The organism is Paraburkholderia sp. RL17-381-BIF-C, assembly GCF_046026435.1.
In the GTDB taxonomy this organism is placed as follows: Bacteria; Pseudomonadota; Gammaproteobacteria; order Burkholderiales; family Burkholderiaceae; genus Paraburkholderia.
The window spans coordinates 66,763-93,743 of record NZ_JARESX010000029.1 but is presented as its reverse complement, the minus strand read 5'-3'; the positions used below and the strand labels follow the sequence as shown (position 1 = coordinate 93,743).

Annotated in this window: 25 protein-coding genes; 17 read left to right on the top strand and 8 right to left on the bottom strand. The window is 63.1% G+C overall.

All coding sequences use genetic code 11. The annotated features are described in order from the left end of the window. Positions 1-98 precede the first annotated feature (98 nt). A complete protein-coding gene (locus P0D70_RS19365; protein WP_408185680.1) occupies positions 99-1,076 on the bottom strand; it encodes a glycerophosphodiester phosphodiesterase family protein in 978 nt (325 codons plus the stop codon). Between the two features lie 327 nt (positions 1,077-1,403). Here P0D70_RS19365 and ugpB point away from each other — a divergent pair, with 327 nt between their 5' ends. From ugpB to P0D70_RS19330, 7 genes are all read left to right on the top strand, one after another. Continuing rightward, positions 1,404-2,729 carry a sn-glycerol-3-phosphate ABC transporter substrate-binding protein UgpB gene (gene ugpB / locus P0D70_RS19360; RefSeq protein ID WP_408185679.1) on the top strand — a complete coding sequence of 442 codons (1,326 nt, stop codon included), beginning with the start codon at positions 1,404-1,406 and terminating at the stop codon, positions 2,727-2,729. An 89-nt stretch (positions 2,730-2,818) separates the two neighbouring features. Next, on the top strand, positions 2,819-3,703 hold the full coding sequence (gene ugpA / locus P0D70_RS19355) for a sn-glycerol-3-phosphate ABC transporter permease UgpA (protein WP_091798697.1): 885 nt from the start codon (positions 2,819-2,821) through the stop codon (positions 3,701-3,703). Then, entirely contained in the window at positions 3,700-4,545 is an 846-nt protein-coding gene (gene ugpE / locus P0D70_RS19350; protein WP_408185678.1) for a sn-glycerol-3-phosphate ABC transporter permease UgpE, read from the top strand. Before ugpA ends, ugpE begins: the two co-directional genes overlap by 4 nt. An 85-nt stretch (positions 4,546-4,630) precedes the next feature. Further along, complete coding sequence (locus P0D70_RS19345) at positions 4,631-5,719, top strand: sn-glycerol-3-phosphate import ATP-binding protein UgpC (protein ID WP_408185677.1); 1,089 nt, start codon at positions 4,631-4,633, stop codon at positions 5,717-5,719. Between the two features lie 49 nt (positions 5,720-5,768). Further along, complete coding sequence (locus P0D70_RS19340; RefSeq protein ID WP_408185676.1) at positions 5,769-6,065, top strand: DUF3761 domain-containing protein; 297 nt, start codon at positions 5,769-5,771, stop codon at positions 6,063-6,065. 233 nt (positions 6,066-6,298) lie between these two features. Then, positions 6,299-7,963, top strand: coding sequence for an energy-dependent translational throttle protein EttA (gene ettA / locus P0D70_RS19335; protein WP_091798685.1), 1,665 nt, complete (start codon positions 6,299-6,301; stop codon positions 7,961-7,963). Positions 7,964-8,279: 316 nt separating this feature from the next. Continuing rightward, positions 8,280-9,401, top strand: a complete 1,122-nt coding sequence (locus tag P0D70_RS19330) for a DUF748 domain-containing protein (protein ID WP_408185675.1) — start codon at positions 8,280-8,282, stop codon at positions 9,399-9,401. A 97-nt stretch (positions 9,402-9,498) separates the two neighbouring features. On the opposite strand, the gene P0D70_RS19325 is transcribed toward P0D70_RS19330, so the two are convergent. Genes P0D70_RS19325 through P0D70_RS19315 form a run of 3 tightly spaced genes read right to left on the bottom strand, consistent with a single transcriptional unit; the run spans position 9,499 to position 12,241 of the window. Beyond that, positions 9,499-10,122, bottom strand: a complete 624-nt coding sequence (locus P0D70_RS19325; RefSeq protein ID WP_408185674.1) for an HAD family hydrolase — start codon at positions 10,120-10,122, stop codon at positions 9,499-9,501. A gap of 30 nt (positions 10,123-10,152) precedes the next feature. Continuing rightward, complete coding sequence (locus P0D70_RS19320) at positions 10,153-11,967, bottom strand: aminopeptidase P family protein (RefSeq protein WP_091798674.1); 1,815 nt, start codon at positions 11,965-11,967, stop codon at positions 10,153-10,155. A gap of 19 nt (positions 11,968-11,986) precedes the next feature. After that, positions 11,987-12,241, bottom strand: a complete 255-nt coding sequence (locus P0D70_RS19315; protein ID WP_408185673.1) for a hypothetical protein — start codon at positions 12,239-12,241, stop codon at positions 11,987-11,989. A gap of 204 nt (positions 12,242-12,445) precedes the next feature. Here P0D70_RS19315 and P0D70_RS19310 point away from each other — a divergent pair, with 204 nt between their 5' ends. From P0D70_RS19310 to P0D70_RS19280, 7 genes are all read left to right on the top strand, one after another. Continuing rightward, positions 12,446-13,156, top strand: a complete 711-nt coding sequence (locus P0D70_RS19310; protein WP_408185672.1) for a response regulator transcription factor — start codon at positions 12,446-12,448, stop codon at positions 13,154-13,156. Positions 13,157-13,219: 63 nt separating this feature from the next. Next, positions 13,220-14,506 (top strand): glutamyl-tRNA reductase, encoded by a 1,287-nt coding sequence (hemA, locus tag P0D70_RS19305; protein ID WP_091798664.1) that lies wholly within the window; start codon positions 13,220-13,222, stop codon positions 14,504-14,506. A gap of 124 nt (positions 14,507-14,630) precedes the next feature. Further along, positions 14,631-15,713: a peptide chain release factor 1 gene (gene prfA, locus P0D70_RS19300; protein WP_091798661.1), complete on the top strand. Its 1,083-nt coding sequence runs from the start codon at positions 14,631-14,633 to the stop codon at positions 15,711-15,713. A gap of 7 nt (positions 15,714-15,720) precedes the next feature. Continuing rightward, on the top strand, positions 15,721-16,590 hold the full coding sequence (gene prmC, locus P0D70_RS19295) for a peptide chain release factor N(5)-glutamine methyltransferase (protein ID WP_408185671.1): 870 nt from the start codon (positions 15,721-15,723) through the stop codon (positions 16,588-16,590). Positions 16,591-16,708: 118 nt separating this feature from the next. Then, positions 16,709-17,020, top strand: a complete 312-nt coding sequence (grxD, locus tag P0D70_RS19290) for a Grx4 family monothiol glutaredoxin (RefSeq protein WP_007180255.1) — start codon at positions 16,709-16,711, stop codon at positions 17,018-17,020. Between the two features lie 44 nt (positions 17,021-17,064). Beyond that, a complete protein-coding gene (locus tag P0D70_RS19285) occupies positions 17,065-17,664 on the top strand; it encodes a UbiX family flavin prenyltransferase (protein WP_408185670.1) in 600 nt (199 codons plus the stop codon). A 152-nt stretch (positions 17,665-17,816) separates the two neighbouring features. Further along, positions 17,817-18,602, top strand: a complete 786-nt coding sequence (locus tag P0D70_RS19280) for a DODA-type extradiol aromatic ring-opening family dioxygenase (protein WP_408185669.1) — start codon at positions 17,817-17,819, stop codon at positions 18,600-18,602. Positions 18,603-18,731: 129 nt separating this feature from the next. Here P0D70_RS19280 and P0D70_RS19275 read toward each other — a convergent pair whose 3' ends face one another. Beyond that, complete coding sequence (locus P0D70_RS19275) at positions 18,732-20,327, bottom strand: APC family permease (RefSeq protein WP_091798648.1); 1,596 nt, start codon at positions 20,325-20,327, stop codon at positions 18,732-18,734. A 481-nt stretch (positions 20,328-20,808) separates the two neighbouring features. Between P0D70_RS19275 and P0D70_RS19270 the strand changes: the two genes are divergently transcribed. Then, positions 20,809-21,012: a cold-shock protein gene (locus tag P0D70_RS19270; protein ID WP_007180251.1), complete on the top strand. Its 204-nt coding sequence runs from the start codon at positions 20,809-20,811 to the stop codon at positions 21,010-21,012. Between the two features lie 112 nt (positions 21,013-21,124). On the opposite strand, the gene P0D70_RS19265 is transcribed toward P0D70_RS19270, so the two are convergent. Beyond that, positions 21,125-22,375 (bottom strand): Hsp70 family protein, encoded by a 1,251-nt coding sequence (locus tag P0D70_RS19265; RefSeq protein ID WP_408185668.1) that lies wholly within the window; start codon positions 22,373-22,375, stop codon positions 21,125-21,127. A gap of 188 nt (positions 22,376-22,563) precedes the next feature. On the opposite strand from P0D70_RS19265, the gene P0D70_RS19260 reads away from it, so the two are divergent. Further along, entirely contained in the window at positions 22,564-24,039 is a 1,476-nt protein-coding gene (locus P0D70_RS19260; RefSeq protein WP_408185667.1) for an MFS transporter, read from the top strand. Positions 24,040-24,094: 55 nt separating this feature from the next. On the opposite strand, the gene P0D70_RS19255 is transcribed toward P0D70_RS19260, so the two are convergent. Together P0D70_RS19255 and P0D70_RS19250 are read right to left on the bottom strand one after the other, a co-directional pair. Then, positions 24,095-24,688: a nitroreductase family protein gene (locus P0D70_RS19255; RefSeq protein WP_408185666.1), complete on the bottom strand. Its 594-nt coding sequence runs from the start codon at positions 24,686-24,688 to the stop codon at positions 24,095-24,097. Positions 24,689-24,876: 188 nt separating this feature from the next. Further along, entirely contained in the window at positions 24,877-26,160 is a 1,284-nt protein-coding gene (locus P0D70_RS19250) for an MFS transporter (protein ID WP_408185665.1), read from the bottom strand. Between the two features lie 155 nt (positions 26,161-26,315). Here P0D70_RS19250 and P0D70_RS19245 point away from each other — a divergent pair, with 155 nt between their 5' ends. Next, positions 26,316-26,966, top strand: a complete 651-nt coding sequence (locus P0D70_RS19245) for a TetR/AcrR family transcriptional regulator (RefSeq protein WP_408185664.1) — start codon at positions 26,316-26,318, stop codon at positions 26,964-26,966. The last annotated feature ends 15 nt before the right edge of the window (positions 26,967-26,981 follow it).

Genomic DNA, 26,981 nt, shown 5'->3' with positions numbered 1-26,981 from the left:
TCGGCTTCGGCGCGAGGCGGCCACGGGTGGAAACCTGAACGCCGCCATCCGCGCAGCCGGTGACATTGAAAGAGCCCGCTTCGAGCGGGCTCTTTGCTTTACTGCCCGCCACTTGTGCCGGCGCGCCCACACTGCAGCGGCAACGCGATACCGTTCCTGACGGCCGTCATCTTCGACGGCGAATCCGCGAGCACCGCGTCGATGCCGAGGCACGCAGCCGTGCGGTAATCATCCGCGTCGTTCACGGCAATCGCAACGATTCGCACGTCCGGCTTCTGCCTGAAGCACGCGACCGTGGCAGGCGTCCATAACGTAGCCTGCACGTCCGAGCGCCCTTCGCCCAGCGTGAACTTCTCGACCACCGTCAATGCGCGACGCAACTCGAACGCGCTCATCGCGTGTTCGGTCGGCGCGTCCACACAACCCTGATTCAGCAGGACTCGCACGAGCCGCCCACGCGTGGCATCGCGCGATTCGAATAGCCGCGCTTGCGGATACGCGGCAAAGCTCCGTTGATAGTCCGCTTCAGTCGAATAGATCGACACGCGCCGCCATGCGTTTTCTTCATCGAGTACGCGCGCGACGGCCAGCGTCTGCGGTTCGGCGGGCAGCGCCTTCATATCGAGGATCACCGGCATGCCAGCCGGCATGATGCGCAGTGCTTCGCGCAGCGTCGGAATGCCCAAAGGGTGATCGCGATACGGATAGCCATCCGCGCGGCGGAACGTCCACCCCGCATTCACGCGCGTGAGTTGAGCCGCCGTATACGCGGACACTGGCCCTTTCGCGTCGGTCAACGCCGACAGATCGCCCGGCCGATAAAGAACCGGCACGCCATCCTTGCTCAACTGCACGGTGAGCCACATCGCGTCGGCGTGATTCGTGATGGACAGGCGAATCGCTTCGAGCGTGTTCTCCGGCGCATCGCCCGTGCCACCGCGATGCGCGATGATCGCCGGCAACGCGCTCACCTGCGTGACGGCATTGTTCGGCGTCACGGGAGGCGTGAGCGAACAACCCGCCAGTAAAAGGCCTGCAATAAAGCTGCCTCCCGTCAATCGTACTGAACTCAGCATCTGGAATCCTGATTAATACCCACCGTGGCGTAACGTACACAAAGCGGGCACACGCGCAACGGACGTCTATCATGCCCGCACGGGAACGGCCGCGTCCACCGAACGAGCTCAGTCCCCGCTCCCACGCAAACTCGCGCATTCATCGCCCACTCAATGGGCATATCAACACCCGCTGTTTCCGTTTTGTGACACCGATGTTAAATTGCGGCATTCGGCGACCACCGAAAATGGTGCGCGCCGTCCGGCCGCCGACGCCGGACTGTCATCGAACACAACTAGAATCGCGCGATTCGCATCCGCGCCCGTTCCGACACTGGAGACAAATCGATGAGTTTGAAGCCGCTAATCCGTTCTCTTTCCGTTGCCGCCGTATTGAGCGCCGGCCTCACTCAGGCGGCCTACGCCGCAACTGAAATCCAGTTCTGGCACGGCATGGAAGCCGCGCTGGGCGAACGGCTGAACGACATTGCCAACGCGTTCAACGCGTCGCAAAGCGACTACAAGATCGTGCCGGTGTTCAAAGGCACTTACGACCAGACCCTCGCCGCCGGCATCGCCGCCTATCGCAGCGGCAATGCGCCGGCCATCCTCCAAGTCTACGAAGTCGGCACCGCCACGATGATGCAGGCGAAGAAGGCCGTGATCCCCGTCTCCGAAGTGTTCAAGCAGGCCGGCGTGCCGCTGGATGAAAAGGCCTTCGTGCCGACCATCGCCAGCTATTACAGCGACGCGAAAACGGGCGAGCTGATCTCGATGCCGTTCAACAGTTCGACGCCGGTGCTGTACTACAACAAGGACGCCTTCAAGAAAGCCGGCCTCGATCCGAACCAGCCGCCGAAAACCTGGGCGGAACTGCAGGCCGACGCGCAGAAGCTGAAGGCGTCGGGTATGGCGTGCGGTTATTCGTCGGGCTGGCAGAGCTGGATTCAACTCGAAAACTACAGCGCCTGGCATGGCGCGCCGTTCGCGACGAAGAACAATGGCTTCGACGGCCCGGACGCGCAACTGGAATTCAACAAGCCGCTGCAGGTCGCGCATATCCAGTTCCTGCAGAACATGCAGAAGGACGGCACTTTCACCTACGTCGGCCGCAAGGACGAACCGGTGTCGAAGTTCTATAGCGGCGACTGCGGGATCATCACCAACTCGTCGGGGTCGCTCGCCACGATCAAGAAGTACGCGAAGTTCAGCTTCGGCACCGGCATGATGCCCTACGACGCCAGCGTGAAGGCCGCGCCGCAGAACGCGATCATCGGTGGGGCGAGTCTGTGGGTGCTGTCGGGCAAGGATCCGGCCGTCTACAAGGGCGTGGCGAAATTCCTCTCGTATCTGTCGTCGGCGCCGGTTGCGGCCAAGTGGCATCAGGACACCGGCTATCTACCGGTCACCACCGCCGCTTATCAACTGACGCAGCAACAAGGCTTTTACGAGAAAAATCCGGGCAGCGACACCGCCATCAAGCAGATGCTCAACAAGCCGCCGCTGCCGTACACGAAGGGATTGCGTCTGGGCAACATGCCGCAGATCCGCACGATCATCGACGAAGAACTCGAACAGGTTTGGGCTCAGAAGAAGACGCCGCAACAGGCGCTCGACGCGTCCGTGTCGCGTGGCGATGAACTGCTGCGCCGCTTCGAGAAAGCCGGCAACTAAGCCGAAAACTGAGCGGAAAACTGAGCGAACGAGGTTCCGGCGCGCCCGCGCCGGAACCCGTGGTTGCCGCAGAACCTTGGATATCATCGATGGAAAAGCGCTCCAGCTTCGGCACCAGCCTGCTGCCCTACCTGCTCGTCGCGCCGCAACTCGCGATCACGCTGCTGTTTTTCCTGTGGCCGGCCGGTGAGGCGCTGTGGCAATCCACGCAAAGTCAGGACGCGTTCGGCACGTCGAGCGAGTTCGTCGGGCTCGCCAACTTCAAGCAGCTCTTTGCCGATCCGCTCTACCTGTCGTCGTTCTACACGACGCTGATCTTCTGCGCGCTCGTCACGGTGTCCGGCCTCGTGATCTCGCTGTTGCTCGCAGTCTGCGCCGATCGCGTGACCCGCGGCGCCAAGACCTATCAAACGCTCCTGATCTGGCCGTATGCCGTCGCGCCCGCGATTGCCGCCGTGTTGTGGTCGTTTCTGTTCAACCCGAGCATCGGCCTCGTCACCTACGCGCTGGCCAAGTACGGCATTGTTTGGAATCACGCGCTGAACGCAGGTCAGGCGATGTTCCTCGTGGTGCTCGCGTCCGTCTGGAAACAGGTCAGCTATAACTTTCTGTTCTTCTACGCCGGCTTGCAGGCGATCCCGCGCTCGCTCATCGAAGCGGCGGCGATCGACGGCGCCGGCCCGGTACGGCGCTTTTTCGGCATCGCACTGCCCCTGCTGTCGCCGACCAGCTTCTTCCTGCTGGTGATCAACATCACCTACGCGTTCTTCGACACCTTCCCGGTGATCGACGCAGCAACCGGCGGCGGCCCCGCGCAATCCACTCGCACGCTGATCTACAAGATCTTCGCCGAAGGTTTTCAGGGGCTCGACATTGGCAGTTCCGGCGCGCAGTCGGTGATCCTGATGGGGATCGTCGTCGCGTTGACGGTCGTGCAATTCCGCTTTATCGAACGCAGGGTTCAATACTCATGATCGAGAACCGCCGCGGTTTCGACCTCTTCTGCCACGCGGTGCTGATTCTCGGCGTCGTGCTGGTGGTGTTTCCGGTCTACGTCGCGTTTTGCGCGGCGACCATGAGCGAGCAACAGGTGTTCAGCGTGCCGCTTTCGCTGGTGCCGGGCACGCATCTGTTCGAGAACATCGCGACGGTCTGGTCGCAAGGCAGCGGCAATGCGGCGGCGCCGTTCGGCCGTATGCTGTTCAACAGCCTCGTGATGGCGCTGGTGATTTCGATCGGCAAGATCGCGGTCTCCATGATCTCCGCTTACGCGATCGTGTTCTTCCGTTTCCCGTTTCGCAATCTCGCGTTCTGGCTGATCTTCATCACGCTGATGCTGCCGGTCGAAGTGCGGATCTTTCCGACCGTGCAGGTCGTGTCGTCGATGCATCTGAGCAATACGTACAGCGGTTTGACATTGCCGCTGATCGCCTCGGCCACCGCGACATTCCTGTTCCGCCAGTTCTTCATGACGCTGCCGGACGAATTGATGGAAGCGGCGCGCATCGACGGCGCGGGCGCCATGCGGTTTTTCTGGGACGTGGTCCTGCCGCTGTCGAAAACGAACATGGCGGCCCTCTTCGTTATCACCTTCATTTACGGCTGGAATCAGTACCTGTGGCCGATTCTGATCACGAGCCAGCAATCGCTGACCACGGCCGTGATCGGCATAAAAAGCATGATCGCCTCCGGCGACACCGCGACCGAATGGCATCTCGTGATGACCGCGACGCTGCTCGCGATGCTGCCACCGCTCGCCGTCGTGCTGACGATGCAGCGCTGGTTCGTGCGCGGACTCGTGGACGCGGAGAAGTAAGCGGCGCCCGTTTGAGCGAGCTTATTCCGGCATTGAAATAACAACACCGCACGACGCGCGGCAAGCAACGAAAGGCTAAAACGGCATGGCTGCACTGACTCTGCAAGGCGTGAAAAAAACCTACGACGGCAAACAGTTCGTGTTGCACGGCATCGACGTGGACGTCGCCGACGGCGAGTTCGTCGTGATGGTCGGCCCGTCCGGCTGCGGCAAATCGACCTTGCTGCGGATGGTGGCGGGACTGGAGCGCATCTCCGAAGGCAGTATTTCGATCGCCGGCAAAGTGGTCAACCAGCTCGAACCGAAAGATCGCAACATCGCGATGGTGTTCCAGAACTACGCGCTCTATCCGCATATGAGCGTGGCCGAGAACATGGGTTACGCGCTGAAGATCGCGGGCGTGGACCGGGCGCAGATCAGGCAGCGCGTGGACGCCGCCGCGCAGATTCTCGAACTCGAAGCGCTACTGCAACGCAAGCCCCGCGAATTGTCCGGCGGACAACGGCAACGTGTCGCGATGGGCCGCGCTATCGTGCGCGAGCCGGCGGTGTTTCTGTTCGACGAACCGCTGTCGAATCTCGACGCGCGCCTGCGCGTGCAGATGCGGCTCGAAATCCAGCGTCTGCATGCGCGGCTCGCCACCACGAGCCTGTATGTGACGCACGATCAGATCGAAGCGATGACGCTCGCCCAGCGCGTGATCGTGATGAACAAAGGCCACGCCGAGCAGATCGGCGCGCCGACCGAAGTCTATGAGCGGCCCGCCACGGTGTTCGTCGCGAGCTTTATCGGCTCGCCCGGGATGAATCTGCTGGAAGGCCGCGTGTCGGACGACGGCTCCGTTTTCGAAGTGGCGGACAACGGTCCAAAGCTGCCTTTGACGGGCGTGGCGTCGATCGGCCGCGAAGTCGCCAAAGGGCGCGAGTGGACACTCGGCATTCGTCCGGAACACATGAGCCCGGGTCAGGCGGACGCGCCTCACGCGACGCTCACCGTCGATTCCTGCGAACTGCTCGGCGCGGACAATCTCGCGCACGGTCGCTGGGGCAAGCATGACGTGACGGTGCGCTTGCCGCATGCGCATCGGCCCGCGGCGGGCGAAGCGCTGCACGTGGCGCTGCCCGCGCAACATCTGCATTTCTTCGACCCGGCCAGCGGCAAGCGCGCGAACTGAGGCCTGATAAATCGCCCGAGCAGTCAGAATAACAAGCACTCGAAAGACCATGATGGGCATGACCCGTAAGACCTTGCGATCCTGCGCGGTAGTCGCAGCGCTGCTGTTTAGCGTCTCGTCGGCGTTCGCGTATGTTGCGCCGGGCACGACGCCGGACGAAGCGAACCTCAGCAATCACAACACCTACACCAATCGCGACGGCAACACCGTGCACGCGCCGGCCCGCTCGTTATCCGGCAAGGCGCCGGAAGGCGCCACGGCACGTTGCCGCGACGGCACCTACAGCTTTAGCCGCCACCGCAGCGGCACGTGTTCGCGCCACGGCGGCGTGGCGGATTGGCTCTGAGCATCCGGGCGGGACCTGGCCGAACGGACACCCACTGCCGTGCCGTGCCCCTGCCGAAGTACAATGCCATTTGAAGAACCCGCCCGCGCGCGGGGTGTCGCGAAGTTCGACGCCACGCTCCAAGCCGCGCCGGCCGGCGCCGGGCGCTCTGCCCGGCCATAACACCGATTACCCATCCACCCACGACTGCCCGCCCCCTCGCGGCCGGCGTCGTCAACGTCTATTGCAAGCAAATGGCCCAATACGTTTTCACCATGAACCGGGTCGGCAAGATCGTGCCGCCCAAGCGTCAAATCCTCAAGGACATCTCGCTGTCGTTCTTTCCCGGCGCGAAGATCGGCCTGCTTGGCCTGAACGGCTCGGGCAAGTCGACGCTGATCCGCATCATGGCTGGTGTGGACAAGGACATCGAAGGCGAAGCCACGCCGATGCCGAACCTGAACATCGGCTATCTGCCGCAGGAACCGCAACTCGATCCGAACAAGACGGTGCGTGAAGCCGTCGAGGAAGGTCTCGGCGATGTCTTCGGCGCGCAAAAGAAACTGGACGAAATCTACGCGGCCTACGCCGAACCTGACGCCGACTTCGACGCGCTCGCCGCCGAACAGGCGAAGTACGAAGCGATCCTCGCCACCACCGACGGCAGCGCTGAGCAGCAAATCGAAATCGCTGCCGACGCGCTGCGCCTGCCGGCCTGGGACGCAAAGATCGAGCATCTTTCGGGTGGCGAAAAGCGCCGCGTCGCGCTGTGCAAGCTCCTGCTCGAAAAGCCGGACATGCTGTTGCTGGATGAGCCGACCAACCACCTGGACGCGGAATCGGTCGACTGGCTGGAACAGTTCCTCACGCGCTTCCCGGGCACCGTGGTCGCCGTGACTCACGATCGCTACTTCCTCGATAACGCCGCCGAGTGGATTCTCGAACTCGACCGCGGCCACGGCATTCCGTGGAAGGGCAACTACAGCAGCTGGCTCGATCAGAAAGAAGAGCGGCTGAAGCAAGAAGAATCGTCGGAATCGGCGCGTCAGAAGGCCATCAAGAAGGAACTGGAGTGGGTGCGCCAGAATCCGAAGGGCCGTCAGGCGAAGTCGAAGGCGCGTATTGCCCGCTTCGAGGAACTGAACAGCCAGGACTATCAGAAGCGCAACGAAACGCAGGAAATCTTCATTCCGGTCGGCGACCGTCTCGGCAATGAAGTGATCGAGTTCAAGAACGTCAGCAAGTCGTATGGCGACCGCCTGCTGCTCGACAACGTCAGCTTCAAGATTCCCGCTGGCGCGATCGTCGGCATCATCGGACCGAACGGCGCGGGTAAGTCCACGCTGTTCCGCATGCTGACCGGCCGCGAACAGCCGGATTCGGGCGAGATCGTGCAAGGCCCGACCGTCAAGCTCGCATACGTGGATCAAAGCCGCGACGCGCTGGACGGCTCGAAAACCGTGTTTGAGGAAATCTCCGGCGGTGCGGACGTGCTGACGGTCGGCAAGTATGAAACGCCGTCGCGTGCGTATATCGGGCGCTTCAACTTCAAGGGCGGCGATCAGCAGAAGATCGTCGGCAATCTGTCGGGTGGCGAGCGCGGCCGGCTGCACCTGGCCAAGACGCTGATCGCGGGCGGCAACGTGCTGCTGCTGGACGAACCGTCGAACGATCTCGACGTCGAAACGCTGCGCGCGCTGGAAGACGCGTTGCTCGAGTTCGCAGGCTCCGTGCTGGTGATCTCGCACGATCGCTGGTTCCTCGACCGGATCGCCACGCACATTCTCGCGTTCGAAGGCGATTCGCAAGTCACGTTCTTCGACGGCAATTACCAGGAATACGAAGCCGACAAGCGCGCGCGTCTGGGTGAAGAAGGTGCGCGTCCGAAGCGTCTGCGTTACAAGCCGATCGCGCGATAAGCTCGAACCGGGCCGCCTGTTCGTCGGCTGGGCTGACGCGCAGGCCGCCTCGACGGCCGCGCTCTTGCGTGCGCGCCTGCCCACGTGTGCTCGCGCGGGCGAATTTTGTGGCGCCGCGTAGCAGGTTCCGCGAACACCTGGCGTCGCCGAGATGAGCAGCAGGGCACACAGCTTGCGTACCGTGGCGTGATACGTGTCATCGCGGCAGAGTGCGTGTGGTCCGCCGCGATGGTCCAATTCAGACGCGCGCCCGCCCGACGAGCGCAACGGCCGATCACTGCCACACCGCCCGGAACGCGGTGACGAGGAGGCAAGCATGACGATGTCGAAGGGCAAGCGCTGGGTCGTCGCCGTAGGCGGCGTGCTGCTGGTGCTAATCGTCGTCGTGGTCGGCGCCTTGCAGTTCGCGCAACGCGAGGTCAAGGAGCGCGTGATCGCGGCGCTCGGGCCACTGGGCAGCGCCGAAACCATCGACGTCGGCCTGACGTCCGTCCGTCTCACCAACGTTCTTCTCAAAGCGCCTCCCGGCTGGCCGGCCGGCGATCCGCTCAGAGCGGACGAAATCACCCTCACGCCCGACGTTCGCGATCTGATCGCGCGGCGCATGCATGTCCGCAGCGTGGTGGTGCGCGGCTTCGATATCGCCGTGTTGCGTACCAAGGACGGCGCGATTCGCCTGATGCCAAATCTGCGGCAAACGGTGAACCAGGCCGAAACCGACGCCAGCGACGCGACGGTGTCCATTCCTCGCGAAAAGCAGGTCGATCACATTCGTTTCGAACAGGGCAACTTCCACTTCTACGACATGACGGTCGGTCCACCGGCGTTTAAGGTGACGGTCAGCAATGCCAACGCAACCGTCGACAATCTGCGCCTGCCCGCCCTCACCGAGCCGACCAGCGTCAATGTCACGGGTTCGATTAAAGGTCCCACACACACGGGCAGCGTGTCGTTCGGCGGCTGGATCAAGATCGCCAGCAAGGATTCGCAGACCACCAGCAAACTGCGAGGCGTCGACGTCGTGATGCTCGATCCGTACCTGATCAAGAAGGCCGGCGCCAAGGCGCAAGTGGCTAGCGGCACGGTCGACCTGACCGTCGAATCGACGGTGCGCAACTATCAGTTGCACGCACCCGGAACGTTGACGGTCCACAATCTGCAACTCGCCGACAGCGGCAATCCGCTCGACACCTTCATGTCGATTCCGACCAAAGCCGCCGTTGCCGCGCTCAAGACGCACAACGGCGACATCACGCTACATTTCGTTCTGGATGGGAATTTGCGCGACCCGAGATTCTCGGTGCAGGAAGGCCTGATGCAGCGCATCGCCACCGGCTTTGCGAAGGCGCTAGGCGTGAGCGTCGAGGATGTGGCGAAAGGCGCGGGACAAACCGTGAAAGGTCTGGGTAACGCGTTGAAGAGTCTACTTGGCCAGTAAGTCAGTCAGCCGGGGCGCAACGCGCGGACACAGGCAGGGGTGAAGCGGCGCTTCTGGAAAACTGACGCGCCGCCTTGCCACTAGAACAGCGCCCGCCTCAAACCGGCAGCCCCAGCTCGCGTAGTTTCGCTTCGGTTTGCCCGGCGCTGGTGTGATGCACGCCGTGCCAACCGAGCGCCGTCGCGGCTTCGGCGTTCTTCTGATTGTCGTCGATAAATACGAGTTCGGCCGGTTCGATGCCCGGCAATTGCGCCTCGATCCGCTCACGCATGGCCGCGAAGATGGCCGGATCGGGCTTCACCAACTGCACCCGCCCCGACACGACGATGTCGCGAAACCGCCGCAACACCGGGTAATGCTCCCACGCATACGGAAAGGTCTCCGCCGACCAGTTGGTCAGCCCGAAGAGCGGAACTCCGGCCGCTTCGAGCTTCTCCATGATCGCCACGCCCTCGTCCAGCACGCCGGCCACCATTTCGTGCCAGCGTTCGTAGAACGCGCGAATCAGCGTCTCGTGATCGGGAAATTTCGCGACGAGTTCCTCGGTGGCCTCGACGGTCGGCTGGCCGCCGTCCTGACGGATTACCCAGTCCATCGAACAGACGTGCGTCAGAAACCAGCGGCGTTCGGTTTCGTCAGGGATCAGTTCCCGATACAGGTACTCGGGGCTCCAGTCGATCAGCACGCCGCCGAAATCGAACACCACTGCCTTGATGGCCATGCACGCTCCGTGAGCAGGTTTCCTGGGCGATCAGATGGGTTGCGTGCGCAACTCCAGCCACGCTTTGGCCTCGCCCGACACATGCGGCGACAGGCGCGTGCGGACCGTCTCGTGATACGCGTTCAGCCACGCGCGTTCGTCCTCGCGCAGCAGCGACAGGTCGAGACAACGTGTGTCGATCGGGCACAGCGTCAAGGTCTCGAACTTGAGGAAGTCACCGAACTCGGTCTGGCCGGCAGGCACGTTCAGCACGAGGTTCTCGATCCGCACGCCCCACTTGCCCGGACGATAGATGCCGGGCTCGACCGAGGTGATCATGCCTTCTTCCATCGCGGTCCACGGTTCGGCCGGCGCATAGTGCGAAATGACCTGCGGGCCTTCGTGCACGTTCAGGAAGTAGCCCACGCCGTGACCGGTGCCGTGGCCGTAATCGGCGCCCGCTTCCCAGATCGGCGCGCGGGCGATCGCATCGAGCATCGGCGAACGGATGCCGCGCGGGAACTGCGCGCGCGAAAGCGCCATGGTGCCCTTGAGCACGATCGTGAAATCGCGCCGCTGCGCTTCGCTGATGGTGCCGATCGGCACCACGCGCGTGATGTCGGTCGTGCCGCTCAGATACTGCGCGCCGGAATCGATCAGCAGCAGGCCGTTGCCCTCGATCACCGAATGCGATTCCTCGGTGGCGCGGTAGTGCGGCATCGCGCCGTTCGCGTTGAAGCCGGCGATCGTCGCGAAGCTCAGCGACACGAAGCCCGGACGGCGCGCCCGGGCCGCCGTCAACTGTTCGTCGATGGTGAGCTCGGTGATCGTTTCGCGGCCCAGCGCGCCTTCGAACCAGGCGAAAAATTCCGCCAGCGCCGCGCCGTCCTGTTCCATCGTCTCGCGCACATGCTCGGCTTCCGCCTCGGTCTTGCGCGACTTGAAGAAGGTTGACGGATTGACGGCCTCCACCACCGTGACCGTGGACGGCACCGATTGCAGCGAGCCGAACGTGATGCGGCGCGGGTCGATCAGCAGCGTGCTGCCGGCGGGCAGCGCGGCCAGCGCGTCCGCAGCCTTGGCATAGGGCTCGACGCTGATGTTGTCTTTCGCCAGCGCATCGGCCAGCGCCTGCGGCACCTTGCCGTCCGCGACGAAGAGCGATGCGTGGTCCGCGCCGATCAGCGCGTGCGCCACGAACACCGGGTTGTAGCTGACGTCGGCGCCACGCAGATTCAGCAGCCACGCGAGGTCGTCGAGCGTGGAGATGAAATGCCATTGCGCGCCTTTGTCCGCCATTGCGCGGCGAATCTGCGCGAGTTTTTCCGAACGGGCGACGCTCGCGTGCGGCGCGGCATGCTCGAACACGGCGGCGGCCGGGAGCGACGGACGCTGCGGCCAGATCGCGTCGAACAGATCGACGTCTGTGCGCAGTTTCACACCGCGCGCGCTCAGCGCCTGGTTCAAGGCACGCGCCGCCGCCACGCCGAGCACGGCGCCGTCCACGCCCACGGTGCCGCCTGCCGGCACGTTCTGCGCGAGCCATTCGAAATGCGGCGCGGTCTGCTGGCCGCCGGTCATCTTCATCAACTGAACGCCGGTACCGGCCAGTTGGGTATTGGCCTGCTCCCAATAGCGGCTGTCCGTCCAGACGCCGGCGAAGTCGGCGGTGACGATCAGCGTGCCGGCCGAACCGGTGAAGCCGGACAGCCACTGCCGGCCTTGCCAGCGCCCGGGCAGATATTCGGATAAATGCGGATCGGCGGACGGCACCAGGTAGGCAGCGACGCCTTCGCGCGCCATTGCGTTGCGCAAAGTCGCGAGCCGTTCGGGAATGGAGGAAGTTTCGGGAAGTCGGGCATTCATCGGAGTCACCTGCAAATATTCATCGACGGGAAAGCAAGCCGACCGTCACGGCAACGGCGACCAACGCAATGGCGGTGCATACCGGCCATTCGAGCGTATCACCGTCATGAAAGAGACCAATCACATTGCCGGCCATGTGCGCGACAGCCGCACCCAGCACGCCCGCCAGCACCGCCAGCCACCACCGGGCTCGGCTCGCGCGCCGCAGCGGATGCAACCACCAGCCCGCGAGGCCAATCACCGCCCCCAATACCACGAGCCCAGGCCACCCCATTAGCAGCAGGCCTCGCGCAGTTTCGGATTCGTCTCATGGGCGCAAGGGGCCAATACAGCTAGCATTTTTGTCTCATTAACTATAGAAGTTCAGCACGGCGCTTTCCGCATAGCGGTTGAGTTTAGGGGTCGGGGTGATGTTAGGCAAGCTGTAAGCCTTACGGAAAAGCCTGGTCCCCGGTCATTGCCACGCTGAAAGCGCGTCATGCGAATCGCCCTTATCGAGCCGGACCCGCGGCACGCTGAACTGGTTGGCCGGCTGGTTTTCGCCGGCGGCCATCTGTGTCAGCACTTCACCGCGAGCGTCCCGTTTCTGACTCGCGCCAACGAAGAATTCTTCGACCTTCTCATCACCGAAAGCTGGGCCGGCGACCATTCCGCCGAAGACGTCATCCCGCGCGCCCGCGTCATCCTGCCGGGCTTGCCGGTGATCGTGCTGATGTCGGCCCCGCGCGAAAGCCAGATTGTTGCCGCGCTGCACGCGGGCGCCGACGACTGCCTGTCCAAACCGGTCCGCGGCCCGGAGATGCTGGCGCGAGTGGACGCACTCCTGCGGCGCGCGGGCTTGCGGCGGCCGCCCAACCGGCGGCGCGACATCATCGGCGAATATGCGTTCGACGCGGCGCAGTTCGCCGTCACATTCCGTAACCAGACGGTCACGCTCACGCCAAAGGAATTCCGCCTTGCGCTGCTGCTCTTCAGCAATCTGTCCCGGCCGGTGTCGCGCGCGCATATTCTTGAAAACGTCTGGGCACGCCGCCGCGACGTAAGGTCGCGCACCGTCGACACCCACGCGTCGCGGGTGCGCAGCAAACTGCAACTTCACCCCGAACACGGTTATTGCCTGACGCCGCTGTACGGCTTCGGCTACCAACTCGACGCGATCCCGCCGGAAGCCGTCATCGAGGCCGAATGACACCCTCACAATGTAAGAATCGTGGAAACGCTATAATATTCAGCTAAACCATAGCTCCCCCAAATGCAGCTTCTAACGATCGGAATCAATCACCACACTGCGCCTGTCGCCTTGCGCGAACGCGTGGCGTTTCCGCTCGAACAGATCAAACCTGCGTTGGACACCTTCAAGAGCATCTGGCTCGGCCCGTCGGCCAGTACCGCGCCGGAAGCGGCAATTCTGTCCACCTGCAATCGCACCGAGCTCTACTGCGCGACCAACGACCAGGCCGCGCGCGAAGCCGCGATCCAGTGGCTGTCCAAATACCACAACCTGCCCATCGACCAACTCGCGCCGCACGTCTACGCGCTGCCGCAGTCGGAAGCCGTGCGCCACGCGTTCCGCGTCGCGTCCGGGCTGGATTCAATGGTGTTGGGTGAAACGCAAATCGTCGGACAAATGAAGGATGCGGTGCGCACCGCGTCCGAAGCCGGCGCGCTCGGCACCTATCTGAACCAGTTGTTTCAGCGCACCTTCGCCGTGGCCAAGGAAGTGCGCAGCACCACCGAAATCGGCGCGCAGTCGGTTTCCATGGCCGCCGCCGCCGTGCGCCTCGCCCAGCGAATTTTCGACAAGGTCTCGAACCAGCGCGTGCTGTTCATCGGCGCGGGCGAAATGATCGAGCTGTGCGCCACGCACTTCGCCGCGCAGCAGCCGCGCGAACTCGTGGTCGCGAATCGCACGGCCGAGCGCGGCACGCGTCTCGCCGAGCGCTTCAACGGCCGCGCCATTCCGCTAGCGGAACTGCCCTCGCGCATGCATGAGTTCGACATCATCGTGTCGTGCACCGCGTCCACCTTGCCGATCATCGGTTTGGGGGCGGTCGAGCGGGCGGTGAAAGCGCGCCGCCATCGGCCAATTTTTATGGTCGATCTGGCCGTTCCGCGCGATATCGAACCCGAAGTCGGCCAGCTGGAAGACGTATTTCTGTACACCGTCGACGACCTCGGCGCGATCGTGCGCGAAGGCAATGCATCACGGCAAGCCGCGGTCGCACAGGCCGAAGCGATCATCGAAACGCGCGTGCAGAATTTCATGCAATGGCTGGACGCACGCAGCATCGTGCCGGTGATCCGTCATATGCACACGCAGGCCGACGTGCTGCGTCGCGCTGAAGTGGAACGCGCGCAGAAAATGCTCGCTCGCGGCGACGATCCGGCTGCCGTACTCGAAGCGCTGTCGCAAGCGCTCACCAATAAATTGATCCACGGGCCCACGCACGCGCTCAATCGCGCGAGCAGCGAAAACCGTGACACGCTCATCGAACTCATGAGCGGTTTCTACAAACACTCCGGTTCCACGGAGCGTTAGCGGCGCAGCCAGCACCGCGCTGTCCGGGCCATCCGCAGTGGCCCGCGACGTGCTTCCGACCCAAGGGCATCCGCCCATTCCCCTAGTCGTCGTCCTTACCGGAGCCCGCTCCGATACCCGTCCGATGAAAACGAGCATGCAACGCAAGCTCGACCAGCTCACTACCCGGCTGGCCGAACTGAACGATCTGTTGAGCCGAGAGGACATCACCTCGAATCTCGACCAATACCGCAAGCTCACGCGGGAACACGCCGAGCTTGGGCCGGTGGTCGAGCACTACGCGCTGTGGCGCCAGGCCATGAACGACGCGGCCACCGCGCAGGAATTGCTGGCGGATGCGTCCATGCGCGACTTCGCGGAAGAAGAAATTCGCGCGGCCCGCGAGCGCATGGACAAGCTCGGCGCCGAGTTGCAGAAAATGCTGCTGCCGAAAGACCCGAACGACGATCGCAACATCTTTCTCGAAATCCGCGCCGGCACGGGCGGCGATGAATCCGCGCTGTTCGCGGGCGACCTGCTGCGCATGTACCTGCGCTTTGCCGAGCGCAACCGCTGGCAAGTGGAGATGATGTCGGCGAGCGAATCCGATCTGGGCGGCTACAAGGAAGTGATCGTGCGGATCGCCGGCGAGGCCGCCTATTCGAAGCTGAAGTTCGAGTCCGGCGGCCATCGCGTGCAACGCGTGCCGGCGACCGAAACCCAGGGCCGCATTCACACCTCCGCATGCACGGTCGCGGTGATGCCGGAAGCGGACGAAATCGGCGAGGTCGAGATCAATCCGGCCGACCTGCGCATCGACACGTTTCGCGCGTCCGGCGCGGGCGGGCAGCACATCAACAAGACCGATTCCGCGGTGCGCGTCACGCACTTGCCGACCGGCATCGTCGTGGAGTGTCAGGACGATCGTTCGCAGCACAAGAACAAGGACCGCGCGCTGAAGGTGCTGGCCGCGCGTATCAAGGACAAGCAGTCGCACGAACAGCAGGCGAAGGAAGCCGCCACGCGCAAGAGCCTGATCGGCTCGGGCGACCGCTCGGAGCGGATCCGCACGTACAACTTCCCGCAAGGACGTCTGACGGATCACCGCATCAATCTGACGCTCTACCGCCTCGACGCGATCATGGACGGCGATCTCGACGAGCTGATCGCGGCGCTCGTCAGCGAGCATCAGGCCGAATTGCTGGCCTCGCTGGGCGACGCGGACTGACGCGCGCATGACTTCGGCCACGCCTGCTACGCCCGCCGCACCGGCCACGCCCGCCGCGCTGTTGCGCGCCTCGCCGCTGCCGTCGCTCGAAGCGCGGATTCTGCTCACGCACGTGCTCGGCTGGCGGCCCACACAGCTGATTACGCGCAGCGACGAAGTGCTGGGCGCCGAACTTGTCGAACGTTATCTGGCGCTGCAGGCGCGGCGCGCAGCCGGCGAGCCGGTGGCGCAACTCGTCGGCGCACGGGAATTTTTCGGGCTGGATTTCGAAGTGACGCCGCACGTGCTGATTCCGCGCCCCGAAACCGAATTGCTGGTCGAGGCCGCGCTGGCGTCGCTCGAAAACAGCCCGCGGCCTCGCGTGCTCGATCTTGGCACCGGCACCGGCGCGATTGCCGTCGCGATCGCCTCGATGCGGCCGGACGCGCAGGTTTGGGCGCTCGACCGTTCCGCCGAGGCGCTCGCGGTGGCCACGCGCAACGCCGCGCGCCTACTCGACGCGAAGCGTCCCGGCGGCGCTGTCGTGTTGACGCAAAGCGACTGGTACGACTCGCTCGACGCCACCTTGCGCTTTGACGTGATCGTCAGCAATCCGCCGTATATCGCAAGCGGCGATCCGCATCTGGATGAAGGCGATCTGCGCTTCGAACCGCGCGGCGCGCTCACCGACGAAGCCGACGGGCTCAGCGCAATCCGCGCGATCGTCGCCGGCGCGCCCGCACGGCTCGCGGCCAACGGCGTATTGTGGATGGAGCACGGCTACGATCAGGCCGAAGCCGTTCGCGCGTTGCTAACGGCGCAGGGCTTTGCGCAAGTCCGCTCGGAACGCGATCTTGCCGGCATCGAGCGGATCAGCGGCGGGCGTTTGGCCGGTTGACCCGCATCGCCTAATATCCACAAGCGCGGAACGGGCATCGCGGCGCTCGGCCGGCTGTATCGAAATCCGCTATCATTTCAGCCTATTCCCTACACATACCGGAACCGCAAGGTCAGTCATGGATACGCAACAACGCATCAAGCAAATCGTCGACGACAACGCTGTCGTTCTCTTCATGAAGGGCACCGCTCAGTTCCCGATGTGCGGCTTTTCGGGCCGCGCCATCCAGATCCTGAAGGCGTGCGGCGTCGGTGAAATCAAGACCGTCAACGTCCTGGAGGACGACGAAGTCCGCCAGGGCATCAAGCAGTTCTCGAACTGGCCGACCATTCCGCAGCTCTATGTGAAGGGCGAATTCATCGGCGGTTCGGACATCATGATGGAAATGTACGAATCGGGCGAACTGCAACAACTGTTCGCCGCGGCCTGAGCGGTCCCGGTCAACCCGCTTTTATCCCTAAGGCGCCGCGAGCCATGGAAACACGCGCTGCGGCGCCACGCCGGCTGATCGTCGCGATCACTGGCGCGACCGGTGCCATCTACGGCATCCGTCTGCTCGAGACGCTGCGCCGGCTGGGCGGCGTCGAAAGCCACCTGCTGATTTCGAGCGCGGGCTGGCTTAACATCCAGCACGAACTCCAGTTGAGCAAAGAAGAGGTGCATCCGCTCGCGGATATCGTCCATTCGGTGCGCGACGTCGGCGCGAGCATCGCGTCGGGTTCCTTTGCCACCGACGGCATGGTCGTCGCCCCTTGCTCGATGAAGACGCTCGCCAGCGTTGCCCACGGTTTCTCGGACAACCTGATCACGCGCGCCGCCGATGTCACGCTCAAAGAGCGCCGCCGCCTCGTGCTGCTCGTGCGCGAGACGCCGTTCAATCTGGCGCACCTGCGCAATATGACGGCCGTCACTGAAATGGGCGGCGTAATTTTCCCGCCCTTGCCTGCCTTTTACAACCAACCCGCTTCCATCGACGAAATGGTCGATCACACCGTGGCGCGCGTGCTGGATCTGTTCGCGCTCGGGCCGGCCTTGTCGCCCGCGTGGGCTGGGCTGCGCGGCGCTCAGGAATAACGCGCCAGCGAAATAAGTCCGCGCACACGCGCTGATTAACAACATTCGCGACACAATCAATTCCGTTTTTACCCGTTTATCAAACGACGGTTCACCCCTATATTGGTAGCAACCCAATCTCTGCGCCGCACATTAGCGGCGGCGCTGCTGCCATGAACCGCTTGCCTTCGCTTTTCCTGTCGCACGGCGCGCCCACGCTGCCGATCGACCCGTCGTTGCCGTCCGCCGAATTCGGCGTACTCGGCGCACAACTGCCGCGTCCGGAATCGGTGCTGATGCTGTCGGCCCATTGGGGCACGGCGCAGCCAGTGGTGAGCACGTCGACGGCGCCGGAAACCATTCACGATTTCTATGGCTTTCCGCGTCAGTTGTACGAGATCCAGTATCCGGCGCCGGGCGCGCCCGATGTCGCGCGCCGTGCCGCGGTGCTGCTCAACGACAACGGCATCCTCGCGGACGCCCAGCCGCACGGACTCGACCACGGCGCATGGGTGCCGATGCTGCTCATGTTCCCGCACGCCGACGTGCCCGTCGCCCAATTGTCGATCCAGCCGCACATGGACCCGGCGCACCACTTCCGCGTCGGCCGTGCGCTGCGTTCGCTGAGAGACGACGGCGTGATGGTGATCGGCTCCGGCCAGATCACGCACAATCTGCGCGCCGCCGATTTCTCCGCGCGCCCCGAGGATGCCGATCCGCGCGTCGCCGAATTCACCGGCTGGTTCGAGGAAAAGCTCGCCGCGCACGATATCGACGCGCTGCTCGACTACCGCCGCCAGGCGCCGCATGCGGTGCTGATGCACCCGACCGACGAACATCTGCTGCCTGTCTTCGCCGCATTGGGCGCAGCGGACGACGATTATTCGCTGGCGATCCAGTCGCTCGGAACGTATCAGCGCTCGCTGGCCATGACGAATTACGTGTTCGGCACCGTCTGATCCATTGGCCGCCTTGCGTTAAGCACGACCTGAACGCCGCAAACAAAAACCCCCGCCTGAATTGCTCGAGGCGGGGGTTTTTTACAGCGGATCCGACTTCGATCCAGCGAGCAGACTCAGAGCGGCACCTCAGTGCGCACCCATGCCTTCGAGCACTTCGTCGTGCTCCTCGCGCTCGTCCAGATATTCCGAGCGATAGCCGCTATTCACGCCCCAGTAGTAAAACACCAGCGAAAACGCGATGACTACGAGCATGTCCCAGCCGTAAGGGATCAGGTCATGACCGCCGAACTGCTTGCTGCCGATCAGCGACAGAATCGCCATCACCGGCAGATAGGCGACTAGCCACCATGCCGCCTTCAGATCACGCCCCCAGCCGGCAAAGCCCGACTTCGCCTGAAAGTAAAAGTACACCGGCAGAGCGACGACCATCAGCAAAATGATCTCGCCGGTCAGCGGCCACTTCGCCCAGTACAGGATCAGCGACGCGCAGACGAACGCGAACGGCGCAATGATCTTCATGCCCGGAATATGCAGAGGACGCTCGAGGTCCGTCGCCGCGCGGCGCAGGGACATCAGGCTGATCGGGCCGGTCAGGTACGAGATTACCGTGGCGACCGAAATCACCGCCGCCAGCGAACTCCAACCGCGGAAGAAGAACAGGAAAATGAACGACACCAGCAGGTTGAACCACATTGCCTGACGCGGCACGCCGTAGAACGGGTGTACGTTGCCGAACATCTTCGGCATCGTGTTGTTGCGCTCCATGGCGTAGATCATGCGGCTGGTGGTCGCCATGTAGGTCGTGCCGGTGCCGCTCGGGCTGACGAATGCGTCGACGTACAGCAGGATTGCCAGCCAGTTCAGATTCAGCGCGATTGCGAGCTCGGCGAACGGCGAAGCGAAGTTGAAGTGACTCCAGCCCTTCACCACGTCGCTCGGGTTCACCGCGCCGATATACGCGATCTGCAGCAGCACATAGATCACCAGTGCGAGCAGGATCGAGCCGATCACCGCGAACGGCACGCTCCTGGCCGGATTGCGCGCTTCACCGGCAAGGTTGATCGGGCTCTGGAAACCGTTGAACGCGAACACGATGCCGCTCGTCGCCACGGCGGTCAGCACCGCCGACCAGCCGTACGGCGCGAAGGTGCTCACTTCGCCGAAGTTTTCCTTGTGGAAGCCCGTCAGCATCAGACCGAGAATCGTCGCGCCGGGAATCAGAAACTTGAAGATCGTGATGGCCGAATTGGCGCGCGCGAACAGCTTGACGCCCCAGTAATTCAGCAGGAAGTAAATGATCACGAGCGCCGCGGACAGCAATAACCCGTTGGTGGTTAATGACCCATCCACGAATAGCGCATGCGCCCATGGATAGGGCCACGTACTCATATATTGAATGGATGCTTCAGCTTCGATGGGAATAACCGAAACAATAGCGATCCAGTTGGCCCATGCGCTGATGAAACCGACCAGTGCTCCATGCGAATAGCGCGCATAACGCACCATGCCGCCTGATTCAGGGAACATCGCGCCGAGTTCAGCGTAGGTCAATGCGATCGCGAGAATCACGACCGCGCCGATCACCCATGCACAAATGGCTGCGGGCCCGGCAATTTTTGCAGCCTTCCACGCGCCGAACAGCCAGCCCGATCCAATGATCGAACCCAAGCCGGTCAGCATCAGCGCGAACGGCCCGATGTTCCGTTGTATAGAACTTTTCACGTCTTCTCCTGTGACGGCCGGCGCTGGCGCTTCCGCACCTGCCCCGGCCCCATGCAAGTTTGCAGCAGATCCATGCCCGCACCGCTGACATCGCTTATGGCGCTGGAGACGGGTGACACGCATGCCTGCGCGACGGTTCATTCCAAACAGGTGCAACCGGCGCGCGGCGCGTAGTTTAACGGTTGCACCCAACGTGTGCACCGAAATTAGGGGTTCTCCCTAACAAAAAATTCGGATGAATGGCAAGCTTTGTAAGCAACTTTTGCGCCCGTTGTGCGAAAGTATGTAAAGTTATGTGGAGACTGTTGACCTTCTCTCAAAATCGCCGTATAACGTTCGGGCAGGATTTCAAGCGGCGAGTGAATTGGTCTTTCGTAGTTCGCCCATCAACGGTACTCCGGTTGGTCCCATTACCCCCTTCCTTGATTTTCATGCACCCTCTGGGCTTCGGCCTTATTTACCATCTTTAGGAACAAGTAATATGGAAACCGGTACCGTCAAGTGGTTCAATGACGCAAAGGGCTTTGGCTTCATCACGCCGGACGGCGGTGGCGAAGATCTGTTCGCGCATTTCTCGGAAATCCGCACGGAAGGCTTCAAGACGCTGCAAGAAAACCAAAAGGTTACGTTTGAAGTGAAGACGGGCCCGAAGGGCAAGCAAGCTGCTAACATCAAGCCGGTGTAAGCAACACGCTTCCTTCTGGACGCAAAAAAACCCCGCCTCGGCGGGGTTTTTTTATATCTGCTGCAACTACAAACCGCGATTATCTTCGCTGAATGCGATTGATAATTTCTGGTTATCCAAACAGACGCCGTGCGTGAATACCGAGTCCGGTCGCGACACTTGCGAGACGGTCACCGAATACCGCTTTGGCATCGGGAAACGCTGCCGCCAATGCAGCTGATAAAAACCCCAAACCGGTCGAGCCGCCGGTGAAATAAATCGCACTGAGCTCGCGCGTCGTGACGCCGGCTGCCTGCACCGTGTCGCGCGCCGCTTGCACGATGCGGCGCGTTTCCTCCTGCCCGGCCTTGATGAGCTGTGTTTCATCGAACGCGAGTCGCAGGTCGTCTTCCACTTCGTCGAGATCGATCACGGTCTCCCCGCCCGCCGCCACACCGATCTTCGCCTCTTCGGCATGCGCCGCTAGCGCATGGCCCAAACGGCGGTCCACGACGCGCATCAGGCGGTCGTGATGCTTGACCTCGGTGAACAGATGCCGCATCAGCGCGAGTTCGCTGACGCGCTTCGGCGCATAGACAGTGTTGATCAGGTGCCAGGTCGCGAGGTCGAAGTAGACTCGGTTCGGGATCTCGCGGCCTTCCGGGTCCAGCGTCAGATAACCCAGTTCGCGCAGGATCGTCGCCAGTTCCACGCGACGGTCGAAATCCGTGCCCGCGACGTGTACGCCGTGGTGGGCCAGCACGTCGTCCTTGCGCTCGACGCGCTTCATGCGCTCCGGCCCGACCCGCACCAGCGAAAAGTCCGAAGTACCGCCGCCGATGTCGGCCACCAGCACGAGCCCTTCTTCCGTCAGATGCGATTCGTAGTCGAACGCCGCGGCGATCGGCTCATACTGGAAGTGAATCTCCTGCAAACCAACCGAGCGTGCGGCGGCTTCGAGCTGCCGCTGCGCCATCTGATCGGCGCGCGGATCGTCGTCGACGAAAAATACCGGGCGGCCCAGCACGGCGCGGCTAATCGGCCCGCCGGCGCTTTTTTCGGCCGAACGCTTGAGGTGATCGACGAAAATCGCGATCACGTCGGTGTACTTGATCGCGGAACCGTCGCCCAGATCGGTGGAGTTCTCAGCGAGCGGCGAGCCGAGAATGCTCTTCATCGAGCGCATCAGGCGGCCGTCGAAGCCGTCAATGTATGCGGCGAGCGCCGCTCGCCCGAATTCGCGGGTGTTCTCGTCGGTATTGAAAAAGACCGAGGTGGGCAGCGTCGTGTAGGCGCCCTCGACCGGCGCGAGCCTGAGCGCGCCGCCGTCAGGAACGGCCACGGCCGAGTTGGAAGTACCGAAGTCAATCGCGCAATAGTTCATGGCAGGAATCGCCGCTCACGGCTGGCGCGGACAGAAGGGGAGCGGCTTTGTATCACGAAAGGCCAGCCAGCATCAACTGGCGTTTCCGGCACGGCCGCGATAACTGAGAGGCCCGGCTCGACGGAACGAATATTGCTCATTTGGACAGGATACGCCGCCAATTTTCGGAATTCAGGAGACTTCAAGCAATGAGCGCGCCGCCCACCGCCGCTGTTCACGAAAAAAGCGCCACGGTCGTGGATACCGACCTGCCCTCGCGGCTCGACCGCTTGCCATGGGGCCGCTTTCACTCGCTGATCGTGGTGGCGCTCGGTGTCACATGGCTGCTCGACGGGCTGGAAGTGACGCTGGCGGGCGCAGTGGCGAGTGCGTTGAAGTCTAGTCCATCGTTGCACTTTACCAACGCCGACGTCGGCCTGGCCGGCAGCGCCTACATCGCCGGGGCGGTGCTGGGCGCGTTGGGGTTCGGCTGGCTGACCGACCGGCTCGGCCGTCGCAAACTGTTTTTCATCACGCTCGCGCTGTATCTGGCGGCGACTGCGGCGACCGCGTTGTCGTGGAATCTGGCCAGCTTTCTGCTGTTTCGTTTCCTGACCGGCGCGGGCATTGGCGGCGAATACACGGCGATCAATTCGACGATCCAGGAATTCACGCCGGCTCGGGTGCGAGGCTGGACCGATCTGGGCATTAACGGCACGTTCTGGATCGGCGCGGGGCTCGGCGCGGCCGGCTCGCTGGTGCTGCTCGATCCGCATCTGCTACCGGCCGACTGGGGCTGGCGGGCCTGCTTCTTCATCGGCGCGGTGCTCGCGCTGGGTATTTTGCCGATGCGCATCTGGGTGCCGGAGAGTCCGCGCTGGCTGCTCACGCATGGCGACGAGCGCGACGCACGCGCGATTGTCGAAGGGATCGAAACGCGTTTTCGCCACGAAGGCCACACGCTCTGCGACGACAGCCTGATGCGTCTGCGCTTGCGCGCTCGCGGGCATACGCCGTTGCGTGAGGTGTTCCACACGCTCTTCAACGTGCATCGACGGCGCGCACTGGTCGGCCTGTCGCTAATGACCGCACAGGCGTTCTTCTACAACGCGATCTTCTTCACTTACGCGCTGGTGCTCACCGATTTTTACCAGGTGCCGGGCGACCACATTGGTTGGTATCTGCTGCCCTTCGCGCTGGGCAATTTCCTCGGACCGCTGCTGCTCGGCCGGCTGTTCGACGTGATCGGCCGGCGCAAGATGATCTTTGCGACTTACACGATGTCCGCGATCCTGCTGACGCTGAGCGGCTACCTGTTCGAGCAGCAGTTGCTCACCGTCGTCACGCAGACGATCGCATGGATGGTGATTTTCTTCTTCGCGTCGGCGGCCGCGAGTTCGGCCTATCTGACCGTCAGCGAATCGTTTCCGCTGGAAATTCGCGCGCTGGCCATCGCGGTCTTCTATGCGTTCGGGACGGCGCTAGGTGGCATCGCCGGGCCTGCGTTCTTCGGCCGGCTCATCGACACGCATCAGCGCAGCGCGGTGTTTTCCGGCTATCTGGTCGGCTCGGGGCTGATGCTCGCGGCGGCGGTGATCGCGGCGATCTGGGGCGTGGATGCGGAACGCAAGTCGCTGGAGAGCGTGGCCACGCCGCTCTCCAGCGTCGCGGACGGCGCGGAATAAAAAACGTGCGGTCGTCGCCGCGCGTTTTTTGCTTCGAACGAAACCTTCAAACCGCTTAGAACGCTTTCTTCCAGCCACCGCCGTAGGCAATTTCCGCCAGCGGCAAACGCTGACGCACTGACTTCTCGCGCTCGCGCAACACCGGATCCAGCTTGTCCACGTCGCCGTAATGACCGAGCGAGATGATGGCGATCACGTCGACGTCGGTCGGCAACTTGAATGCCGTGCGGAATGCGTTCGGGTCGAAGCCGCTCATCTGGTGCGCGGCGAGTCCGAGTGCATGGGCCTGCAAGACCAGCGCCATCGCCGCGGCGCCCGCATCGTACGGCGCGCAGCGATTCACTTCGCCCTTGTTGGTGAGCGTGTGCGTAGTCACCGCGATCAGCACCGGCGCCGGCGCATTCCAGCCCTGGTTGAACGGCACCAGCGTGGCAAAGGCCTGCTTGAACGAGACTTCATCGACGCTGCGGTCGAATACGAGGAAACGCCACGGCTGCCCGTTGTACGAAGATGGCGCCCAGCGTGCCGCTTCGAGCACGGATTGCAGATGTTCGCGGCTCACCGGCTCGCTCGAATAGGCGCGCGGGCTCCAGCGGCCTGCAATCAGCTCGTGAATGGCAACTGCGGTAGGGGCGGGTTTGTTGGTCATGCGCTTCTCTCGGTCGAAATTCATGATCGACGGGCGACTGCCCGGGGTCACATAGCATAACCGGGCTTCGGCGCGCGTGCTCCATCAAGCCGGCAGTTTGTTTACGCGCAGTGAAGCACTAGCAAAACGGCCCCGCGCGGGGCCGTCGTTCCAACAACTGTGCCGTGCTCCGTTCGGGGCGATCGGCTTCACGCCGCCTGCGGCTCCGGTACTTTGGCGGGCCGGTTGATTCGCAACACGATCACCGCCGCCACGAGACACAAACCGCCCGAAATCATCGACGCCACCGTGTAGGTGCCGAGGCTCGCGCGCAGCATGCCCGCGCCGAGCGCTGCGAACGCCGCACCGAGCTGGTGGCCGGCGACGACCCAGCCGAACACCACCGGCGCCGACTCCTTGCCGTAGACGTCGGTAGCCAGACGCACGGTCGGCGGCACGGTTGCAATCCAGTCGAGGCCGTAGAACACGGCGAACAGCGGCAAACCGAAGAAGTCGATGCCGAACGCGTGCGGCAGATACATCAGCGACAAACCCCGCAAACCGTAGTACCAGAACAGCAGCACGCGGCTATTGAAGCGGTCCGACAACCAGCCAGAGAGTGTCGTGCCGAACAGATCGAAAATGCCCATCGCGGCGAGCAGCGCGGCGCCCTGCACTTCCGTCATGCCGTAATCGCCGCACATCGCGATCAGATGGGTGCCGACGTAGCCATTGGTGCTTGCGCCGCAGATAAAGAAGCTGAAAAACAGCAGCCAGAAGTCGCGGGTTTTGCTCGCCATCGCGAGTGTGCCGAAGGCGATCGCCAGCGGATTCTGCTTCGTGACGGTGCTGTTGATCGGCGTATCGTGCGGCTCGCCGTACGGGCGCAACTTCATGTCGGCCGGACGTTCGGGCAAGAGAAACGCCACCAGCGGAATCACGATCGCGGCAGCGATGGCGACGACCCACACCACTTGCCGCCAGCCTTGATGCTCCGCAATGGCCGCGAGCATAGGCAGGAACACCAGTTGCCCGGTCGCTGAACTGGCCGTGAGAATGCCCATGACGAGGCCACGCCGCGTCGTGAACCAGCGCGTCACTACCGTCGCCGACAACGACAGCGCCGCGACGCCCGTCGAGCCGCCGACCATCACGCCCCAGATCAGCACCATTTGCCATGGGTGCGTCATCAGCGACGAGAGCGCCACGCCCGCCGCCATCGTGCCGAGCGCGGCCAGCAGCGTGGGACGCACCCCGAAACGCTGCATCGCCGCGGCCGCGAATGGCCCCATGAGACCGTACAGCGCGATATTCACCGAAATTGCCAACGAGATCGTTGCGCGGCTCCAGCCAAATTGATGCTCGAGCGGCACCATCATCACGCTCGGCGTGGCACGCGTGCCCGCTGCCGCCAGCAGCACCAGAAACACCACTGCGACGGTCAACCAGCCGTAGTGGAAACGTCCGCCAATCAGTTTCGCTGCCCAATTCATCGGTTCTCCAATCGACGCCGACCTCGCAGGCCACGCCGCTCATATTCTTACGACTTCGGTAAAGGACTTGTGACAGATCAGTCACAATGAGTGTTGCGATATTAGTTACTGGTCGGTAACATGTCAAGGCGTCAAGTTCATTCAGGTGGCCATCCATGTCCGACAACGAAACTCACAAGCCTGCCGGTGCACGGCGTGCGCGCGGCGCACAGACGGCCGGGCCGCAGGCGCAGCAGCATCTGCTTCGTGCCGCGGACGAGTTGTTCTATCGCGAGGGCGTGCGAGCCGTCGGCGTCGACGCGGTTGTCGAACGCGCCGGCGTGAACAAGATGAGCTTGTACCGCCAGTTTTCGTCGAAGGACGAACTGATCATGGCTTATCTGGAGCGCAAGGACGAGCAGTTCTTCGGTTATGTGGAGAGGAGCTTCGCGAAGCATCCGGGCGAGCCGGCCAAACAGCTTCAGCAATATTTCGACGATCTCGCGGGGCGCGCGTCGATCGACGGCTATCGCGGCTGTCCCTTCGTGAACGTGTCGGTCGAGTTTCCGGACGCGGCACATCCGGCGCGACAGTTCGTGTTCCGCAACAAGGCGCGGTTGATGGCGCGCCTCACGGAACTAACCACGGCGGCGGGCGCCGACGATCCCGAAGCGCTGGCCAATGCGCTCGGTTTAATGATCGAAGGCGTGTACGCGGCGAGCCAGACCTACGGCCCGGGATGCGGGCCCATTCTGGCCGCGCCTAAAGTCGCTGCGCAGTTGATCGCCGCCGCATGCGGCACGACGGCGGTGCCCTCGGGCGCTTGAGATTCCTGCTTGGCG

What these genes read in the sequence shown, in the direction of transcription:
- P0D70_RS19365 (WP_408185680.1), bottom strand. Translation starts at nt 1,076, where the DNA reads ATGCTGAGTTCAGTACGATTGACGGGAGGCAGCTTTATTGCAGGCCTT.
- ugpB (WP_408185679.1), top strand. Translation starts at nt 1,404, where the DNA reads ATGAGTTTGAAGCCGCTAATCCGTTCTCTTTCCGTTGCCGCCGTATTG.
- ugpA (WP_091798697.1), top strand. Translation starts at nt 2,819, where the DNA reads ATGGAAAAGCGCTCCAGCTTCGGCACCAGCCTGCTGCCCTACCTGCTC.
- ugpE (WP_408185678.1), top strand. Translation starts at nt 3,700, where the DNA reads ATGATCGAGAACCGCCGCGGTTTCGACCTCTTCTGCCACGCGGTGCTG.
- P0D70_RS19345 (WP_408185677.1), top strand. Translation starts at nt 4,631, where the DNA reads ATGGCTGCACTGACTCTGCAAGGCGTGAAAAAAACCTACGACGGCAAA.
- P0D70_RS19340 (WP_408185676.1), top strand. Translation starts at nt 5,769, where the DNA reads ATGATGGGCATGACCCGTAAGACCTTGCGATCCTGCGCGGTAGTCGCA.
- ettA (WP_091798685.1), top strand. Translation starts at nt 6,299, where the DNA reads ATGGCCCAATACGTTTTCACCATGAACCGGGTCGGCAAGATCGTGCCG.
- P0D70_RS19330 (WP_408185675.1), top strand. Translation starts at nt 8,280, where the DNA reads ATGACGATGTCGAAGGGCAAGCGCTGGGTCGTCGCCGTAGGCGGCGTG.
- P0D70_RS19325 (WP_408185674.1), bottom strand. Translation starts at nt 10,122, where the DNA reads ATGGCCATCAAGGCAGTGGTGTTCGATTTCGGCGGCGTGCTGATCGAC.
- P0D70_RS19320 (WP_091798674.1), bottom strand. Translation starts at nt 11,967, where the DNA reads ATGAATGCCCGACTTCCCGAAACTTCCTCCATTCCCGAACGGCTCGCG.
- P0D70_RS19315 (WP_408185673.1), bottom strand. Translation starts at nt 12,241, where the DNA reads ATGGGGTGGCCTGGGCTCGTGGTATTGGGGGCGGTGATTGGCCTCGCG.
- P0D70_RS19310 (WP_408185672.1), top strand. Translation starts at nt 12,446, where the DNA reads ATGCGAATCGCCCTTATCGAGCCGGACCCGCGGCACGCTGAACTGGTT.
- hemA (WP_091798664.1), top strand. Translation starts at nt 13,220, where the DNA reads ATGCAGCTTCTAACGATCGGAATCAATCACCACACTGCGCCTGTCGCC.
- prfA (WP_091798661.1), top strand. Translation starts at nt 14,631, where the DNA reads ATGAAAACGAGCATGCAACGCAAGCTCGACCAGCTCACTACCCGGCTG.
- prmC (WP_408185671.1), top strand. Translation starts at nt 15,721, where the DNA reads ATGACTTCGGCCACGCCTGCTACGCCCGCCGCACCGGCCACGCCCGCC.
- grxD (WP_007180255.1), top strand. Translation starts at nt 16,709, where the DNA reads ATGGATACGCAACAACGCATCAAGCAAATCGTCGACGACAACGCTGTC.
- P0D70_RS19285 (WP_408185670.1), top strand. Translation starts at nt 17,065, where the DNA reads ATGGAAACACGCGCTGCGGCGCCACGCCGGCTGATCGTCGCGATCACT.
- P0D70_RS19280 (WP_408185669.1), top strand. Translation starts at nt 17,817, where the DNA reads ATGAACCGCTTGCCTTCGCTTTTCCTGTCGCACGGCGCGCCCACGCTG.
- P0D70_RS19270 (WP_007180251.1), top strand. Translation starts at nt 20,809, where the DNA reads ATGGAAACCGGTACCGTCAAGTGGTTCAATGACGCAAAGGGCTTTGGC.
- P0D70_RS19265 (WP_408185668.1), bottom strand. Translation starts at nt 22,375, where the DNA reads ATGAACTATTGCGCGATTGACTTCGGTACTTCCAACTCGGCCGTGGCC.
- P0D70_RS19260 (WP_408185667.1), top strand. Translation starts at nt 22,564, where the DNA reads ATGAGCGCGCCGCCCACCGCCGCTGTTCACGAAAAAAGCGCCACGGTC.
- P0D70_RS19255 (WP_408185666.1), bottom strand. Translation starts at nt 24,688, where the DNA reads ATGACCAACAAACCCGCCCCTACCGCAGTTGCCATTCACGAGCTGATT.
- P0D70_RS19250 (WP_408185665.1), bottom strand. Translation starts at nt 26,160, where the DNA reads ATGAATTGGGCAGCGAAACTGATTGGCGGACGTTTCCACTACGGCTGG.
- P0D70_RS19245 (WP_408185664.1), top strand. Translation starts at nt 26,316, where the DNA reads ATGTCCGACAACGAAACTCACAAGCCTGCCGGTGCACGGCGTGCGCGC.